Raw genomic sequence first — 15,849 nt, 5'->3', positions numbered from 1 at the left:
CTGACCGTCTCCCTTCGAGGCGGCTTCGAGCAGAGGGACGGATGTCTGGTGTTCCACTTCACCGGGCAACTTGATGCCTATTCGGAGAAGCAGTTCACGGCCTACGTCGCAGACGTTCTTCAGGCCAGCAGCCTTCCGGCGGTGATCGATCTCAGCAAGATCGATTTCCTCGATTCATCCGGTCTCGGCGCTCTGGTGCAACTGGCCAAACAGTGCACCGATTCGAAGCGCTCCTTTCAGCTGGTCGGCAACACCCGTGTCACCCAGACCGTGAAGCTGGTGCGCCTTGAGGGGTTCCTGCATCTCGTCGACGACCTGCCCACCGCCCTCAGCCAGCTGGCGGCTTGAGCGACTGGATCCACGGGTGGACCGGCACCGGCGGCGGTGATGAACTCGGTCCTCTCCAGCTCGCCTGGTTGGGGGATGCGGTCTGGGAGCTGCATCAGCGCCTGCGCCACTGCCGAAGCCCCGGTCGTGCCGATGTTCTGCACCGTGCGGTTGTGGAACAGGTCTGTGCTGATGCACAGGCCCGTGCTCTCAAGCAGCTTGAGCCGCTGCTGGATGACCGTGAGCTCGACCTGGTGCGCCGTGGTAGGAACCGCGCCGGTCGTGGCCCCCGGCGTGGCGATGCAGCTGTTTATGGAATGGCGACAGGATTTGAGACAATGGTGGGCTGGCTGTTTCTGAACAACCCAGCCCGTCTCGCTCAGCTCCTGGATTCGCTGGAGTCAGACGGGTCGGATCCGAGTCCTCCGTCCGCCCACACCTCTGTCGCCCATGACACCTCGCTTTGAACGTCGCTCCGGTGGCCCCCCTCGCGATGGTCGCCAGGGACGGGGAGAACGTCGGCGTCCGGTCAACGGCAACGAGTTCCGCGACCGCGGCGACTGGCCAAGGGATGGTGAGCGTCGGGGGGAGCAGGGCCGTGTCGGTCGCCCTGGAGCTTCGCGATCCGGTGAACGACCGCAGCGTCGTTTCTCGGACAATCAGAACCGCGTGGTCAATCCACGCACCAGAGACAGAGACCCGCAGCGAAGGGAGTTTCGCCCTGACGACGGCCAGTGGTCAGCGGATCGCAGGCGCCCGGAAGGGCGTCGACGCTCAGTGGATGAGCGGCGCCAGCCCCCGATCCGCTCCCGCCATGGTTCCGGCCCGGGCGCGGCGGTCCGCAGTCAGCGGGATGAGATCCCGGATGCAGCGGCAGCCTCTCCGCCGCCGGATGATCTGGTCTGGGGGCGCCATGCCAGCCAGGCTGCCCTGGAATCCGGTCGCCCCATCCATCGCATCTGGTGCACGCCCGAGATGCGCAGCTCCGCCAAGTTCCTGCAATTGCTGCGAGAAGCGAAGGCATCCGGTGTCCTTGTCGAGGAGGTGACCTGGGCCCGCCTGGGCCAGATCACCAGTGGGTCGGTGCATCAGGGAATCGCTCTGCAGACGGCTGCTGCGGAGACCCTTGATCTCGATGGCCTGATCAAGGGCTGTTCCGATCTTGGTGAACCCGCACTGCTGCTGGCATTGGATGGGGTGACCGATCCTCACAATCTCGGAGCCGTGGTGCGCTCCGCTGAGGCGATGGGAGCCCATGGTCTGGTTCTCCCTCAGCGGCGCAGCGCCGGACTCACCGGTTCGGTGGCGAAGGTGGCTGCCGGAGCCCTGGAGCACCTGCCGGTCGCCCGGGTCGTCAATCTCAACAGGTCCCTGGAGAAGCTCAAGGATTCCGGCTATCGCGTGATCGGTCTGGCGGCGGAGGGGGATGTGACTCTCACGGATGCTGACCTCGACGGACCGATCGTTCTGGTGACCGGCTCGGAGGACCAGGGGCTCTCTCTGCTGACGCGTCGCCATTGCGATCAGCTGGTCCGCATTCCCCTGAGGGGTGTGACGCCCAGCCTCAATGCCTCGGTGGCAACGGCGCTCTGCGTTTACGAAGTGGCACGCCGCAGTTGGATGAAGGACATCCACGGACAGGCTCCGTCGCCGCCGGTGGTCCGTCCACACACAGCTCCGGGACGCAAGTCCAAGGATGCAAGCCAGGCTGCTCCGGAGGAACGGATCGATCTGACGCTGTCAGCTCCAACAGAGGAGGCGGACCTTCACTTTGATCAGAGCATCCAGCTATCTCCCTGAGATCACATCTTTTTCGGTCTGGTCGGTGCAAAATGCGAAGAGAAATTCAAGGTCCATGAGTCCTTTGATCCGGCCGCTGCGCAGCCTTGCCAATGGACTTGGAATGGCCTGGTGGGCCCGAGTCGAAACGAGCGGCCCTGACGTCACCTACTGGTTCGGCCCCTTTCTTTCCCGAAAGGGTCTGGAGGATCAGCTGGGTGTCTTCCTCGAGGACATCGGCTCGGAGCAGCCTCAGTCCATCCGTCACAGCCTGCTGCGCACCCGCCGTGGCGAACCGCTCACCATTGCGGCTGAGGGCTGATCACACGACTGATAGCGTCGCCCTGACATGAAGCCGGGACGATGACGATCAGCGCGTGGCGTCAGCAGCTGCAGAGCGGGGAGATCTCTGCTCGTGAGCTTGTGGAAGAGCATCTCCAGCGGGCGGCAAAGACCGAGAACGAGGTCCACGCCTTCGTGGACGTCACAGCAGATCGAGCCCGTGCCGATGCTGATCGCATCGATCTCGCGCGATCCGCTGGAGAGGAGCTTGGACCTCTGGCGGGAATCCCTCTCGCCATCAAGGACAACCTCTGCACCCGCGGCGTGACCACCACCTGCGCCAGCCGGATGCTGGAGAGTTTCGTGCCGCCCTACGAGTCCGCTGTCACGGAACGGTTGTGGCGCGCCGGTGGTGTTCTGGTTGGAAAGACCAACCTGGACGAGTTCGCCATGGGGGGCTCCACGGAAACCTCCGCGTTCGGTGCCACAAGCAATCCGTGGAACACCGATCACGTCCCCGGTGGATCATCGGGTGGCAGTGCGGCGGCTGTCGCCACGGGGGCCTGCGTCGCTTCCCTCGGCTCGGACACGGGTGGCTCGATCCGTCAGCCGGCTTCGTTCTGCGGCGTGGTGGGTCTCAAGCCCACCTACGGCAGGGTCAGTCGCTGGGGGCTCGTGGCGTTCGCCAGCTCTCTCGATCAGGTGGGTCCCTTCGCCACCAGCGTTGCCGATGCCGCGGAGTTGCTGCAGGTGATCGCTGGCCATGATCCGCGCGATTCCACCTGTTTGAACGCCGAGGTTCCGGATTTCAGCAATGGTCTCAACCGGTCGATCAAGGGCTTGAAGGTGGGCGTGATCCGGGAGTGCTTCGACGCCGAAGGCCTGGATGCCGAAGTGAAGGCCTCCACCCAGGCTGCTGCTGCGCAGCTGGAGGCTCTGGGGGCTGAGCTGGTGGAGGTGAGTTGTCCGCGGTTCACCGACGGAATCGCCACTTACTACGTGATCGCACCGTCCGAGGCCTCCGCCAACCTGGCCCGGTACGACGGCGTGAAATACGGCTTCCGAGCAGAAGACGCCGAAAGTTTGGCCGCGATGACGGCCCGCAGTCGTGCCGAAGGATTCGGCGCCGAGGTGCAGCGCCGCATCCTGATCGGAACCTATGCGCTCTCCGCCGGTTACGTCGACGCGTATTACCGGAAGGCACAGCAGGTGCGCACCTTGATTCGCCGCGACTTTGATGCAGCCTTCCAGTCCGTGGATGTGCTGCTCACGCCGACGGCACCGACCACCGCTTTCCGGAGTGGAGCCCACGCCGATGATCCGCTAGCGATGTACCTGGCTGATCTGCTCACGATTCCGGTGAACCTGGCCGGCCTGCCCGCCATCAGTGTTCCCTGCGGATTCAGCCAGGCCGGTCTTCCCATCGGAGTTCAGCTGATCGGCAATGTGCTGGATGAGGCGCGTCTTCTGCAGGTGGCCTCCCAGTACGAGCAGGCCGCTGAGGTGTTTGCCCGGCGCCCCGAAGCCAGCCTGGTTCCCTGACGGCCACCACATCTGGTGCCAGCTGAACAGTCCTCACGCTTGATCTTGCGTTGGGTCCTAGGCTGGGCCCATGGCATTCGTTCCACTCCACAACCACAGCGATTACAGCCTTCTGGATGGCGCTTCACAGCTGCCATTGATGGTCGAGCGAGCTCAAGAGCTCGGCATGCCGGCCATCGCGCTGACGGATCACGGGGTGATGTACGGAGCCATCGAGCTGCTCAAGCTCTGCAAGGGCACGGATCTCAAGCCGATCATCGGCAACGAGATGTATGTGATCAACGGCTCGATCGACGATCCTCAGCAGAAAAAGGAGAAGCGCTATCACCTGGTGGTTCTCGCCAAGAACGCCACCGGCTATCGCAACCTGGTGAAGCTCACCAGCATCAGTCACCTGCGGGGGATGCGCGGCCGCGGGATCTTCTCCCGCGCCTGCATCGACAAGCAGCTGCTCAAGCAGCACAGCGAGGGGCTGATCATCTCCACCGCCTGTCTCGGCGGTGAAATCGCCCAGGCGATCCTGCGTGGGCGTCCTGAGGTCGCCCGCGATGTGGCCCGCTGGTACCAGGAGGTCTTCGGAGACGACTACTACCTGGAGATTCAGGATCACGGTTCCCCCGAAGACCGCATCGTCAATGTTGAGATCGTGCAGATCGCCAAGGAGCTGGGCATCCAGCTGGTGGCCACCAACGATGCGCATTATCTGAGCAAGCAGGACGTCGAAGCCCATGACGCGCTGCTCTGCGTGCTCACCGGCAAGCTGATCAGTGATGAGAAACGGCTGCGCTACACCGGCACCGAATACATCAAGACCGAGGAAGAGATGCGTCGCCTCTTCGGCGATCATCTTGAGCCCGAGGTGGTGGAGGAGGCGATCCGCAACACCGTGCGTGTTGCCGAGAAGGTGGAGGACTACGACATCCTCGGCAAATACCAGATGCCCCGTTTCCCGATTCCAGAGGGGCATACGTCCGTCACCTACCTGCGCGAGGTGACGGAGCAGGGATTGCGGGAGCGTCTGGCGCTGGCGTCAGAGGCCCCGATCGATCCCGCCTATGCCGATCGGATGAACACCGAGCTTCAGATCATGGAGCAGATGGGATTTCCCACCTACTTCCTGGTGGTGTGGGACTACATCCGCTTTGCCCGGGAACAGAGCATCCCCGTGGGACCGGGTCGCGGTTCCGCGGCCGGTTCACTGGTGGCTTACGCCCTGGGGATCACCAACATCGATCCGGTCAGCAACGGGCTGCTGTTTGAGCGCTTCCTGAATCCTGAACGCAAGTCGATGCCTGATATCGACACGGATTTCTGCATCGAGCGTCGTGGTGAGGTGATCGACTACGTCACCGAGCGCTACGGCGACGACAAGGTGGCCCAGATCATCACCTTCAACCGGATGACCTCCAAGGCGGTTCTCAAGGATGTGGCCAGGGTGCTCGATATTCCCTACGGCGATGCCGACCGTCTGGCGAAGCTGATCCCGGTGGTTCGCGGCAAGCCCGCGAAGCTGAAGGCGATGATCGGCGCTGAATCCCCGAATCCCGAATTCCGCGACAAGTACGAGGGAGATCCGGTGGTGAAGCGCTGGGTCGACATGGCGATGCGAATCGAGGGAACGAACAAGACATTCGGCGTTCACGCTGCCGGTGTCGTCATCGCTGCTGATCCGTTGGATGAACTGGTGCCTCTGCAGCGCAACAACGATGGTCAGGTGATCACCCAGTACTTCATGGAAGACGTGGAATCCATGGGTCTATTGAAGATGGATTTCCTGGGGTTAAAGAACCTCACGATGATCGACAAGACCCTTGAGCTCGTCGAGGTGAGCAGTGGCACCCGCGTCGATCCAGACAAACTGCCGCCTCAGGATGAAGAGACCTTTGCTCTCCTCGCGCGAGGCGATCTTGAGGGGATCTTTCAGTTGGAATCCAGCGGAATGCGGCAGATCGTGCGTGATCTCAAACCGTCATCGCTGGAAGACATCTCCTCGATCCTTGCTCTCTACCGACCGGGTCCTCTTGACGCTGGATTGATTCCCAAATTCATCAACCGCAAGCATGGACGTGAGGCGATTGATTTCGCTCACAAGATCCTTGAGCCGATTCTCAGCGAGACCTACGGAATCATGGTGTATCAGGAGCAGATCATGCGCATCGCTCAGGATCTGGCCGGCTACTCCCTGGGGCAGGCCGATCTGCTCCGTCGGGCCATGGGTAAGAAGAAGGTGTCTGAGATGCAGAAGCATCGCGGCATCTTCGTGAAGGGGGCAGCGGAACGCGGCGTTGACGAGAAGGTGTCCGATGAGCTGTTCGACCAGATGGTTTTGTTCGCCGAGTACTGCTTCAACAAGAGCCATTCCACCGCCTATGGGGCCGTCACTTATCAGACCGCTTATCTGAAGGCGCATTACCCGGTGGCCTACATGGCTGCTCTGCTGACGGTGAATGCCGGCGCCTCCGACAAGGTTCAGCGCTACATCTCCAATTGCAATGCGATGGGCATCGAAGTGCTTCCACCGGATGTGAACGCGTCCCGCATTGATTTCACACCCACGGGCGAGCGGATCCTGTTCGGTCTGTCGGCGGTCCGCAATCTCGGCGATGGTGCGATCCGGAAGTTGATCGCCTCTCGCGAGTCGGATGGTCCGTTCCAGTGCCTCGCTGATCTGTGTGACCGGATTCCATCGTCGGTGCTGAATCGTCGTGGTCTTGAGTCTCTGATTCACTGCGGGGCCATGGATGCTCTTCAACCCGACGGCAACCGGGCCCAGCTGATGGCTGATCTGGATCTGCTTCTCGACTGGGCCTCCTCCCGGGCAAAGGATCGGGACAGCGGTCAAGGCAACCTGTTCGATCTGATGGCAGCCCCAGCGGATGCTGCTGATGCACCCGCTGATCTCAGCCTTGCTCCCAAGGCCGCACCGGTGGCGGACTATCCGCCGACCGAGAAACTGCGGCTCGAAAAGGATCTCGTCGGCTTCTATCTTTCGGACCATCCCCTCAAACAGCTGTCACCGTCGGCCAGCCTCCTGGCTCCGATCGGTCTGGGATCCCTGGAAGAACAGGCCGACAAGGCCAAGGTGAGCGCGATCGCCATGATCAGTGAGTTCCGCCAGGTCACCACACGCAAGGGTGACCGGATGGCGATTCTTCAGCTGGAGGATCTCACCGGCAGTTGTGAAGCGGTTGTGTTCCCGAAGAGTTACGCGCGTCTGTCGGACCATCTGATGGCCGAGGCCCGATTGCTGATCTGGGCCGGTGTCGACCGCCGAGATGAGCGAGTTCAGTTGATTGTGGACGACTGCCGCGCTGTCGACGATCTCACGCTGCTGGTGGTGGAGTTGCCGGTGGATCAGGCCAGCGACATCGCCGTGCAGCACAAGTTACGGGAGTGCCTTCAGCAGCACCGGCCCGACCGCGAAGAGCTGGGCGTGCGTGTTCCGGTGGTGGCGGAGGTGCGCCAGGGGCCATCGGTCCGTTACGTCCGTCTTGGCCCTCAGTTCTGTGTACGAGATGCTGTTTCAGCAGCCGAATCGCTGCAGGCCATGGCCTTCTCCGCACGATGCAGCGGTCGGTTGGTGGCGGCCTGAGTTGCGTCAGTCCTTTTCTTTCTGCGCTCGGATCGATTGACGCATCCGCTGCAGGTTGGGCCGCAGATTCTCAAGACCCAGAAGAGATCCGGGCTGTGGCTCCCAGCTTGTCGTCAGCACTCCGAAGCTCAGACCTGCAAGACCGAGAAGAAACAGAGCGCCTGATCCTGTCAGGGTCACCCCCGGTGGAATGTCTGCGATTCCCCGGGTCACCAGCACGTAGCTGAGGACGAACACTCCCATGCCAGCCAGTGATGGCAGACCGGTGAACACGGCAACCCGTCGCGCCATGCGGTTGGCGATCGGGCGTGGAATCGCTTCCTGGCGTGCGGCCGGCGCTGCCTGTGCCTTCTCGCTTCGTTCCCCCTTTGCGCCTTTGGGCTCAAAGGGCAACGGGTTGCGCCGGTCCGACATCAGACTTCAGCCGCGGATGCCGAGCTTGCCGATGATGTCGGAATAACGCTGTTCACTCTTGTTGCGCACATAGCTGAGCAGCCGCTTCCGACGTCCGATCATCTTCAGCAGGCCCTGACGGGACGAGAAGTCGTGCTTGTTCTGCTGCAGATGGCCGCTGAGACGGTTGATCCGCTCGCTGAGCATCGCCACCTGAACCTCGGCTGAGCCGGTGTCGGTGCCATGGGTCTGATGCGTGTTGATCAGCTGCTGCTTTTCGGTGGTATCGAGCGACATGCGGGGGTAAAAGCCCTTGTGCTGCAAACAACCATCTTACCGGGTCGACCTCATGGAAGGCTCAACTGCTTCAGGCATGCCCGCAACCAGGCGTCCTCCCCTGTCCCGGGGGGCAGCGTGTCCTTCACGGCGCGGATCGCCGCACGGATCTCGGAATTCTCGTAACCCAGCACGTTGAGGGTGTTGACCAGATCCCCCGGGACGCTGTCCTGAACTGCTCTCTCTCCCTTGGACTCCTGGCCTTTCACGGACTCCGATTCCTGGAAGGATGCACGCTGGTTTTCCAGAGTCGAGCGCAGCTCGACCGTGATCCGCTCCGCGGTGCGCCGGCCCACCCCCTGGGCTTGGCTCAACAGGCTGAGATCGGCATCGATGATGGCATCGACAAGATCTTCAACACTGCATTCCTGAAGCAGGGCCAGTCCCACCTGGGGCCCAACCCCGTTCACACTGATCAGGGTGCGGAACAGTTCGCGCGTGTTCAGAGACTGGAATCCATACAGGATTGTGTCGTCGTTCTGGCAAACCTGGTGAATCCAGTATGAACGCTCTTCGTGTTGTGTGATGTCGTTCCAATCACGCTGGATAACATTGACTTCGTAGCCGACAGGTCCACATCTCAAAACAATGAGATGACGGTTGCCTCGCTGATAAGTCGCAAGAATCGTTCCGCTCAACCAGCCGAGCATCCTGATCTGCCCTTTCTGACACCCTAATCCAGGACCCGTTCTTATCAAGCTGGATGAGCATCGGCCCGGATGCTTGACACAGATTGCTGGGCGCCCTTCCTGAACGTTGATTCAGAACGTTCGGATTGATCCGATCACGCTGGAGGATTCCGGGATTTGGTTAACTTTCAGTGGCCTATTTCGGTTTTGATTGATCAAGTCAAGTTGTCGTTTTTGGCCCGTTGTTGATGTTGTCGTTGCCGAGAGCATCGCTCGCTCCGGTCCGGGCTTGCTCTCCTCCGTGTCTTTGGCTTGCTTGGATAGGGAGGTGCATCGGCGACAGGCCGGAATCATGGTCCTCACATGCTCTCGATGGATGCTGCGTCAGCTTCGCCAGGTCTGTCTCTGGTGCCTGATGACCGTCATGCTCACGGCCTGTTCCCTGGGCAATGAACCGCCGAGGTCGATCATCAACGAGGCATTGGCTCAGCAGATCGTGATCACGCAGTCAGCGATTGCTTCCAGCCTGAATCTTCCCGTTTCCACCGAAGTGCCCAGCGTTTCGCGGGTTCGGATCGAGCAGCAGGAGCAGATCAAGCTTGATGGGGCGCGTCTCGTGCATCTGCTCGGCTCTTTCGACTGGCAGCTCCCGGGAGACAGCATGCGGGTCGACAGCGTCTTCGAGCTGTTTCTTGAACGGGGGGAGCAGGGCGACAGCTGGTCTCTCGCCAGGCCACTGGCCTCATCCCCTGGACAGCAGCAGTGGCAGCTGTTTCCTCTCGGCCTGGAGCATGCCTGAGGAGGCCATCCGCCGGAAAGAGTCAGCGTCTGGCGGCGAGGCTCACCAGGGTTGAAATCAGGACGAGGATGCTTCCGGTGATCACCCAAGCATTCAGAGACTCCGAAAAGACCAGCCAACCCCAGAGTGCAGCGAACACGACCTGCACATAGTTGATCGATGTCGCCCGCGCGGCAGGCATCCGGCTCAACCCTTCCGTCACCCAGATCTGTCCCAGCTGGGTGAACACGCCAACCCCAAGCAACCAGATCCACTCCGCTCCCAGGGGCATCACGCCTTCACGAGCCACCAGCGGCAGGGTGAGCGGCACAGACAGCATCGGGAAGTAGAGGATGATCACCAGGGGGTGTTCCGTGCTGGAGAGCCGGCGCACACAGACGTAGGCCAGCGCTGTGAACACGGCACCACCAAGAGCGATCACGATCGCCGTCATCGGCAGTGTGGTCATCCCACGGCTGAGCCAATCCGGCTGCGCGACGAGCATGATGCCGCCCCAGCCCAGCAGCACCGCCAGCACGATGCTCCGGCGCAGCTGCTCCCCCAGGAACACGGCTGCTGCCAGTGCCGTGAAGGTTGGATAGGTGTACTGAAGAACGGTGGCCGAGGCGAGCGGCAGCACGGTGATCGCCTCAAAGAAACAGAGCAGGGCCAGGCTTCCGCACAGTCCCCGCAGCAGCAGCAGGCCTCGTCGCTCTCCCCAGGGCGAGACGTTTGCCAGTTTCAGCCCCACCGCGGTGAGCACCACGCTGATCAGGGCGCGACACAGCACCACTTCCGCCACGGGCAGCCGTCCCCCCAGCTGTTTCACGCAGACGGTCATCAGGCTGAAAGCCAGAGAGCTGAGAACACAGGGCCTGCACAGCTCAAAGCCGGCTCGGAGTTGATCAGCGGCAGCCTTCATCCGTTCCGATCGCTCCAATCGTCTGGACATGGCGGTCGGCTCACTCTGATGGTTCAGTCCTCTGATGGTTCTCCTCCGGAGGAGAGATCAAGCCGAACCTTCTCCTAACGTGCCTGCCGGTCGCCTGTCCTGTCGTGCGGTTGCAGGATCCGTCACTAGACGGCAGGGCGTGACTTCGCAGAATGGCCCCATGGTGAACGCACGCCTGCACCCCCGCACGATCGATGCCGTCAAGGAGCGCGCTGACATCGTCGATGTGGTGGGAGAGCACGTTGTTCTCAAGAAGAAGGGGCGTGAGTTCGTCGGGATCTGCCCGTTCCACGACGACAGCAAGCCGTCGATGACCGTGTCGCCGCAGAAGCAGTTCTATTACTGCTTCTCCTGCGGTGCGGGTGGGAACTCCATCAAGTTCCTGATGGAGTTCCAGCGCCAGAGCTTCAGTGACGTGGTGCTGGAGCTGGCTCGCAAATATCAGCTGCCGGTGGAGACCGTTGATGGTCCTCAGCAGGAACGTCTGCGTCAGCAGTTGTCCCGTCGCGAGAAGCTTCAGCGGGCTGTTTCCCTGGCCTCTGGTTGGTTTCGATCGCAACTCCAGAGCCCTGCCGGCAAGGAGGCCCTGGCGTATCTCACGACCAAGCGGGGATTGTCCGCGGCGACGCAGGACGCGTTTCAACTCGGCTACGCCCCGGATCAATGGGATGGCCTGCTCAGCCATCTGCAGCAGGTGGAGGGGCTGGCACCAGAGGTGCTGGAGGCGGCCGGTCTCGTGGTGCCCCGCAAGGGTGGCAACGGGTTCTACGACCGGTTCCGCCATCGCGTGATGGTGCCGATCCATGACCGTCAGGGTCGGGTGATCGGATTCGGTGGTCGCAGCCTGGACGGCAGTGAACCGAAGTATCTGAACTCTCCGGAGACGGAGCTGTTCGAGAAAGGCAAGCACCTGTTCGGTCTGGACAAGGCGGCCAACGCCATCCGCAGGGATGACCGCGCTGTGGTGGTGGAGGGCTATTTCGATGTGATCGCCCTGCATTCCGCCGGGGTCAACAACGCGGTGGCCGCTCTGGGAACGGCCCTGAGCAGCCAGCAGATCACGCAGCTCTGCCGCGTCAGCGACAGCAAGCGGATCGTGCTGAATTTCGATGCCGATCGGGCCGGAATCCGGGCGGCGAATCGTGCGATCGGCGAGGTCGAGCAGCTGGCCATGCAGGGTCAGCTGGAATTGCGGGTCCTTCATCTCCCGTCCGGCAAGGACCCCGACGAGTTCCTGAAGGATCACGGCGCCGGGGATTACCGAGCTCTGCTGGATCAGGCCCCCCTGTGGCTGGACTGGCAGATCGAGCAGGTCCTGGAGGAGCGCGATCTCAGTCGCTCCGATCAGTTCCAGCAGTCCGTCAGCGAGTTGGTGGCTCTGCTCGGCAAATTGCCGCAGTCGGCTGTGCGGACCCACTACCTGCAACGGGTGGCCGAGCGGCTCAGCGGCGGGCAGGGGCGCCTCGCGCTGCAGCTGGAGGAGGATCTGCGTCAGCAGGTGAAGGGACAGCGCTGGCACGGACGTGCCAGTCGTCACGAACAGCCTGGGGAGGCCAGTCAGCGGGAACGCTGCGAGGCCGACCTTCTGCGGCTGTATCTCCACTGCCCGCGCCATCGCGCTGAGGTTCGTCAGCAGCTTCGTCAGCGTGAACTGGAGGACTTCGCCTTGCAGCCGCACCGGCTGCTCTGGGCTGCGATCACGGAACTGGAGGAAACCAATCTCGGCGTCGGCAGGCTCGAGTTGATCAGCCGTGCCGAGGACACCGGGGATCAACTGGCAGACCTGGATCTTCCCCGGCTGCTCACCGATCAGCTTCTGCTCGAGAACAGTGCTCTGGTCTCACGGCTGACGCCCCTGCTGGAGCCTGGAGAACTGGATCGGGTCTCCCTTGCGGAGCCTCTGGTCCAGCTGAGGGGGACGACCGCGCTGCTGGAACGGCAGAAAAGTCTCAAACGCTGCCGGCATCTTCTCGAGGCCTGGGGCGGGCAGCGACTGCAGACGCTCGAGGCCTGCATCGCCACGCTGATCGAGCACCAGCCAGCGGAGGAGCCGGTGGATATGGAGCAGTGCATTCAGGATCTCTTCGACGAGCTCAATCGCGATGCTCTCCGTTATCAGGAGCTGTACTACAGCGAACGGAAGCACATCCTTCATCTCGATCAGCAGCGATGCAGCGGCTACGGCGATCAGGAGCCTCTCTCCGCCTGACCCGCAAGCTGCATGGGGACACCTCTGGGTTCAGTCGGTGATCGAGCGTCTTGATACCTTCGCCTTTGTTCTGTTCCACTGCAGGAGCTTGGATGCCGTGAGTGATGTCGATCTCAGCACCACTCCGGTGATCACCTGATGGGAATCTTCGAGCGTTATCTCTCCCTCTGGATCGGTCTGGCGATCGTGGCGGGAGTCGTCCTCGGCGGCTTGCTGCCCGATCTGGCGGCCTGGATCGCCTCGCTGGAAGTGGCTCGGATCAACCTTCCCATCGCCATTCTCATCTGGGGGATGATTTTCCCGATGATGCTGGCGGTTGATTTCTCCGCCATCGGCGGCATCCGCCAGCAACCGCGCGGACTGCTGATCACCGTGGCGGTGAACTGGTTGATCAAGCCGCTCACAATGACGGCTTTGGCCTGGTTGTTCATCCGCGGCCTGTTCTCCGCCTGGATCCCGGAAGCGATGGGCCAGGAGTACGTGGCCGGGATGATTCTGCTGGGGGTGGCTCCCTGCACGGCCATGGTGTTCGTGTGGAGCCGCCTCAGTGATGGCGACCCCAATTACACCCTGGTGCAGGTGGCGGTGAACGACCTGATCATGGTGTTCGCCTTCGCCCCGATCGCGGCGCTTCTGCTTGGGGTGAGCGATGTGCTGGTGCCGTGGGACACGATGATCACCGCGGTCGGTCTGTTCGTGGTCGTGCCCCTCGCGGCAGGCTGGCTGACGCGGGTGTTCCTCCACTCTCCCGGCCGGATCGAGCGGCTGGAGGCACAGCTCAAGCCGCTGGCGATCACGTCTCTGATCGCCACGGTGCTGCTGCTGTTCATGGTGCAGGCCCAGGCGATCCTCTCCAATCCGCTGGCGATCGTGCTGATTGCCATTCCACTGATTCTCCAGACCTATCTGATCTTCTGGATCGCGGCTCAGTGGATGCGGGTCTGGGGCCAGCCGCGCACCATTGCTGCCCCTGGCGCCATGATCGGCGCCTCCAATTTCTTCGAGCTGGCGGTGGCGGTCGCCATCAGCTTGTTCGGGTTGAATTCCGGCGCCGCTCTCGCCACCGTGGTGGGCGTGCTGGTGGAGGTGCCGGTGATGCTGTCGCTGGTGGCGATCGCCAACCGGAACCAACAGCTCTTCCCCGCCTGAGATGTCTGAATTCTTCGAAGCGATCTGGCACGGCGAGGGGGTCGGTGACGGCGGTGATCTGGAGGAGACCCTGCAGGCCTATGCGGTTGTGAAACCGGAGGACGGCGACTGGGTCGAGGCCTGTGCAGCCGAGGGGGCCGACCCCGTGATCGAGCGTTTCGCCTCCTTCGACGCCTATCTGGACAACGCTGATCCGCTGGAGAGGATCGCCGTGACACCGCAGATGATCATGGAGGCGATCGCCCTGCTGCCGTCCTGATGCCTGATGCTCAGCTGGATTTTGCGGCCCTGCAGCCCGTCAACCACCTCTGGCCTTCCCTGGTGGAGCGGCTCGGCACCGATCGGGCTCAGCGGGCGGTTCGCCAGGCTCTGGATCTGCAGGGCATGCGCGGCCATCACGGCACCTTGCCGGTTCTGTTCATCGAGACCTGCGGGCTGGCTCTGGCCAGCACGGACCTCGTCCGCGAGCAGATCGGTCTGAATACTCATGGCGAGCGCATGGTGCTGCTGCTCAGCAGGCGTGAGCAGGCGGTACAGCTGCTGCAGCAGACCTAGAGGATGTGCGCCGGCGGATCGGTGAGGCTCCTCTTCATGCGTCGTCAACGGGCATGAATGGTCGGTAGATCGCTCAACCGGGTGGTGGCGGCGCGGCTGAGGCGTTCCCGGCGCATCATCCAGCCCGGCTGCAGGCCACAGACCGCCCAGTGCACCGTGCCACGGCCGTAGCGCTGATTGAGCCGATCGATCGTCTGCATCAGGCACTCCCGCTTCCGTTGCTGCTCCGCGCTCATCGGCACCATCAGATGGGACTGCAGCGTGTCGGTGCCCTGCAGGTGCTGCATCAGCACACCGGCCTTGGCCAGTTGGCGGTGCGGCCGGAAGATGCGATCCACCAGCGGCAATGTCGCCTCGAGCAGCACCGCGGTGTCGTTGCTGGGCAGATCCAGGCGGGTGCTGGCGGCCTGGCTGTAGAACGCCGGGATGAAGGGGCTGGTGCGGGTATAGACCGTGAGGGTGGCGGCCCGCTGGCGTTGCCTGCGCAGTTTCTCCGCTGCGCGCACCACGTAGGTGGCCACGGCCTGGCGGAGTTCTTCGAGGCTGGTGATCGGGCGGCTGAAGCTGCGGCTGACGCAGGTTTCCTGTTTCGGTGCGGGTGCCAGATCCAGAGGCAGACAGGCATGGCCACGCAGCTCCCGTTGCAGTCGCAGCCCCACAACACCGCATTTCGCCCGCAGTTCTCCACTGGGCATGTCTCGCAGCTGCCGGGCATTGGTGATGCCCCGCAGCCGGCACCAACGGGCCAGCTTGCGACCGATGCCCCAGACATCCTCGATCGCAACCGTTTCCAGCCAGTTGTCGGCGTCATCGCAGCGACCCAGATCGAAGACGCCGGCATGGGCCGGCACCTGCTTGGCCAGACGGTTGGCCAGCTTCGCCTGCCCTTTGCTGGCTCCCACACCGATGGCGATCGGTAGTCCCAGATCCTGTCGAACACGGGCGCGAAGCCGGCGGGCCCAGTGCTGCAGATCGCCGCTGCGGGGACGACTCAGCCGTGCGAAGGCCTCATCGATCGAGTAGATCTCCAGCTCTTCGCAATGGGTTTCCAGCAGGCTCATCATCCGCTGGCTCATATCGGCGTAGAGGGCGTAGTTGGAGCTGCGCACCACCACGTTCTGGCGTGCCAGCTCCGTGCGCGCCTTGAAGTACGGCGTGCCCATGGCGATGCCGAGGGCGCGGGCCTCGGCGCTGCGGGCCACGATGCAGCCGTCATTGTTGGAGAGCACCACCACCGGTCGACCGATCAGGGCGGGATCAAGGCTCTGCTCGCAGGAGGCATAGAAGTTGTTGCCGTCGATCAGGGCGGTGGCCGAGGGCATGGCG

General features: G+C 62.6%; 16 protein-coding genes. 11 read left to right on the top strand and 5 right to left on the bottom strand.

The window, feature by feature from the left end:
• From SynA15127_RS07710 to SynA15127_RS07685, 6 genes are all read left to right on the top strand, one after another.
• Positions 1–348, top strand: a complete 348-nt coding sequence (locus tag SynA15127_RS07710) for an STAS domain-containing protein (RefSeq protein ID WP_186485639.1) — start codon at positions 1–3, stop codon at positions 346–348.
• Positions 345–794, top strand: coding sequence for a ribonuclease III domain-containing protein (locus SynA15127_RS07705; protein ID WP_186483565.1), 450 nt, complete (start codon positions 345–347; stop codon positions 792–794). Before SynA15127_RS07710 ends, SynA15127_RS07705 begins: the two co-directional genes overlap by 4 nt.
• Positions 778–2,127 (top strand): 23S rRNA (guanosine(2251)-2'-O)-methyltransferase RlmB, encoded by a 1,350-nt coding sequence (gene rlmB / locus SynA15127_RS07700; protein WP_186483564.1) that lies wholly within the window; start codon positions 778–780, stop codon positions 2,125–2,127. The genes SynA15127_RS07705 and rlmB overlap by 17 nt, the downstream gene beginning before the upstream one ends.
• Before the next feature lie 55 nt (positions 2,128–2,182).
• Positions 2,183–2,428 (top strand): DUF1816 domain-containing protein, encoded by a 246-nt coding sequence (locus SynA15127_RS07695; protein ID WP_043691397.1) that lies wholly within the window; start codon positions 2,183–2,185, stop codon positions 2,426–2,428.
• 41 nt (positions 2,429–2,469) lie between these two features.
• Positions 2,470–3,930 (top strand): Asp-tRNA(Asn)/Glu-tRNA(Gln) amidotransferase subunit GatA, encoded by a 1,461-nt coding sequence (gatA, locus tag SynA15127_RS07690; RefSeq protein WP_186483563.1) that lies wholly within the window; start codon positions 2,470–2,472, stop codon positions 3,928–3,930.
• 70 nt (positions 3,931–4,000) lie between these two features.
• Positions 4,001–7,522: a DNA polymerase III subunit alpha gene (locus tag SynA15127_RS07685; RefSeq protein ID WP_186483562.1), complete on the top strand. Its 3,522-nt coding sequence runs from the start codon at positions 4,001–4,003 to the stop codon at positions 7,520–7,522.
• A 6-nt stretch (positions 7,523–7,528) separates the two neighbouring features.
• Here SynA15127_RS07685 and SynA15127_RS07680 read toward each other — a convergent pair whose 3' ends face one another.
• Genes SynA15127_RS07680 through ruvA form a run of 3 tightly spaced genes read right to left on the bottom strand, consistent with a single transcriptional unit; the run spans position 7,529 to position 8,901 of the window.
• Positions 7,529–7,936, bottom strand: coding sequence for a PAM68 family protein (locus SynA15127_RS07680; protein ID WP_043691390.1), 408 nt, complete (start codon positions 7,934–7,936; stop codon positions 7,529–7,531).
• A gap of 6 nt (positions 7,937–7,942) precedes the next feature.
• Positions 7,943–8,212: a 30S ribosomal protein S15 gene (gene rpsO, locus SynA15127_RS07675; protein WP_043691388.1), complete on the bottom strand. Its 270-nt coding sequence runs from the start codon at positions 8,210–8,212 to the stop codon at positions 7,943–7,945.
• A 50-nt stretch (positions 8,213–8,262) separates the two neighbouring features.
• Complete coding sequence (ruvA, locus tag SynA15127_RS07670) at positions 8,263–8,901, bottom strand: Holliday junction branch migration protein RuvA (protein WP_186483561.1); 639 nt, start codon at positions 8,899–8,901, stop codon at positions 8,263–8,265.
• A gap of 355 nt (positions 8,902–9,256) precedes the next feature.
• Between ruvA and SynA15127_RS07665 the strand changes: the two genes are divergently transcribed.
• Positions 9,257–9,679, top strand: coding sequence for a hypothetical protein (locus tag SynA15127_RS07665; RefSeq protein ID WP_255475433.1), 423 nt, complete (start codon positions 9,257–9,259; stop codon positions 9,677–9,679).
• Positions 9,680–9,701: 22 nt separating this feature from the next.
• On the opposite strand, the gene SynA15127_RS07660 is transcribed toward SynA15127_RS07665, so the two are convergent.
• Positions 9,702–10,580 (bottom strand): DMT family transporter, encoded by an 879-nt coding sequence (locus SynA15127_RS07660; RefSeq protein ID WP_186485638.1) that lies wholly within the window; start codon positions 10,578–10,580, stop codon positions 9,702–9,704.
• A 190-nt stretch (positions 10,581–10,770) separates the two neighbouring features.
• Here SynA15127_RS07660 and dnaG point away from each other — a divergent pair, with 190 nt between their 5' ends.
• The 4 genes from dnaG (at position 10,771) to SynA15127_RS07640 (ending at position 14,523) form a co-directional block, all read left to right on the top strand.
• A complete protein-coding gene (gene dnaG, locus SynA15127_RS07655) occupies positions 10,771–12,819 on the top strand; it encodes a DNA primase (protein ID WP_043696564.1) in 2,049 nt (682 codons plus the stop codon).
• Between the two features lie 138 nt (positions 12,820–12,957).
• Positions 12,958–13,968 (top strand): ACR3 family arsenite efflux transporter, encoded by a 1,011-nt coding sequence (arsB, locus tag SynA15127_RS07650; RefSeq protein ID WP_186483559.1) that lies wholly within the window; start codon positions 12,958–12,960, stop codon positions 13,966–13,968.
• Position 13,969: 1 nt separating this feature from the next.
• Complete coding sequence (locus SynA15127_RS07645) at positions 13,970–14,227, top strand: hypothetical protein (RefSeq protein WP_043691380.1); 258 nt, start codon at positions 13,970–13,972, stop codon at positions 14,225–14,227.
• Complete coding sequence (locus tag SynA15127_RS07640; RefSeq protein WP_186483558.1) at positions 14,227–14,523, top strand: hypothetical protein; 297 nt, start codon at positions 14,227–14,229, stop codon at positions 14,521–14,523. The genes SynA15127_RS07645 and SynA15127_RS07640 overlap by 1 nt, the downstream gene beginning before the upstream one ends.
• Before the next feature lie 44 nt (positions 14,524–14,567).
• Here the strand turns inward: SynA15127_RS07640 and SynA15127_RS07635 are convergent, their stop codons facing one another.
• On the bottom strand, positions 14,568–15,845 hold the full coding sequence (locus SynA15127_RS07635) for a Y-family DNA polymerase (protein WP_186483557.1): 1,278 nt from the start codon (positions 15,843–15,845) through the stop codon (positions 14,568–14,570).
• Between the last annotated feature and the right edge of the window lie 4 nt (positions 15,846–15,849).

This window comes from Synechococcus sp. A15-127 (genome assembly GCF_014280215.1).
GTDB lineage: Bacteria > Cyanobacteriota > Cyanobacteriia > PCC-6307 > Cyanobiaceae > Parasynechococcus.
The sequence above is the reverse complement of the archived record's forward strand: the minus strand, read 5'-3'. Positions and strand labels throughout refer to the sequence as shown.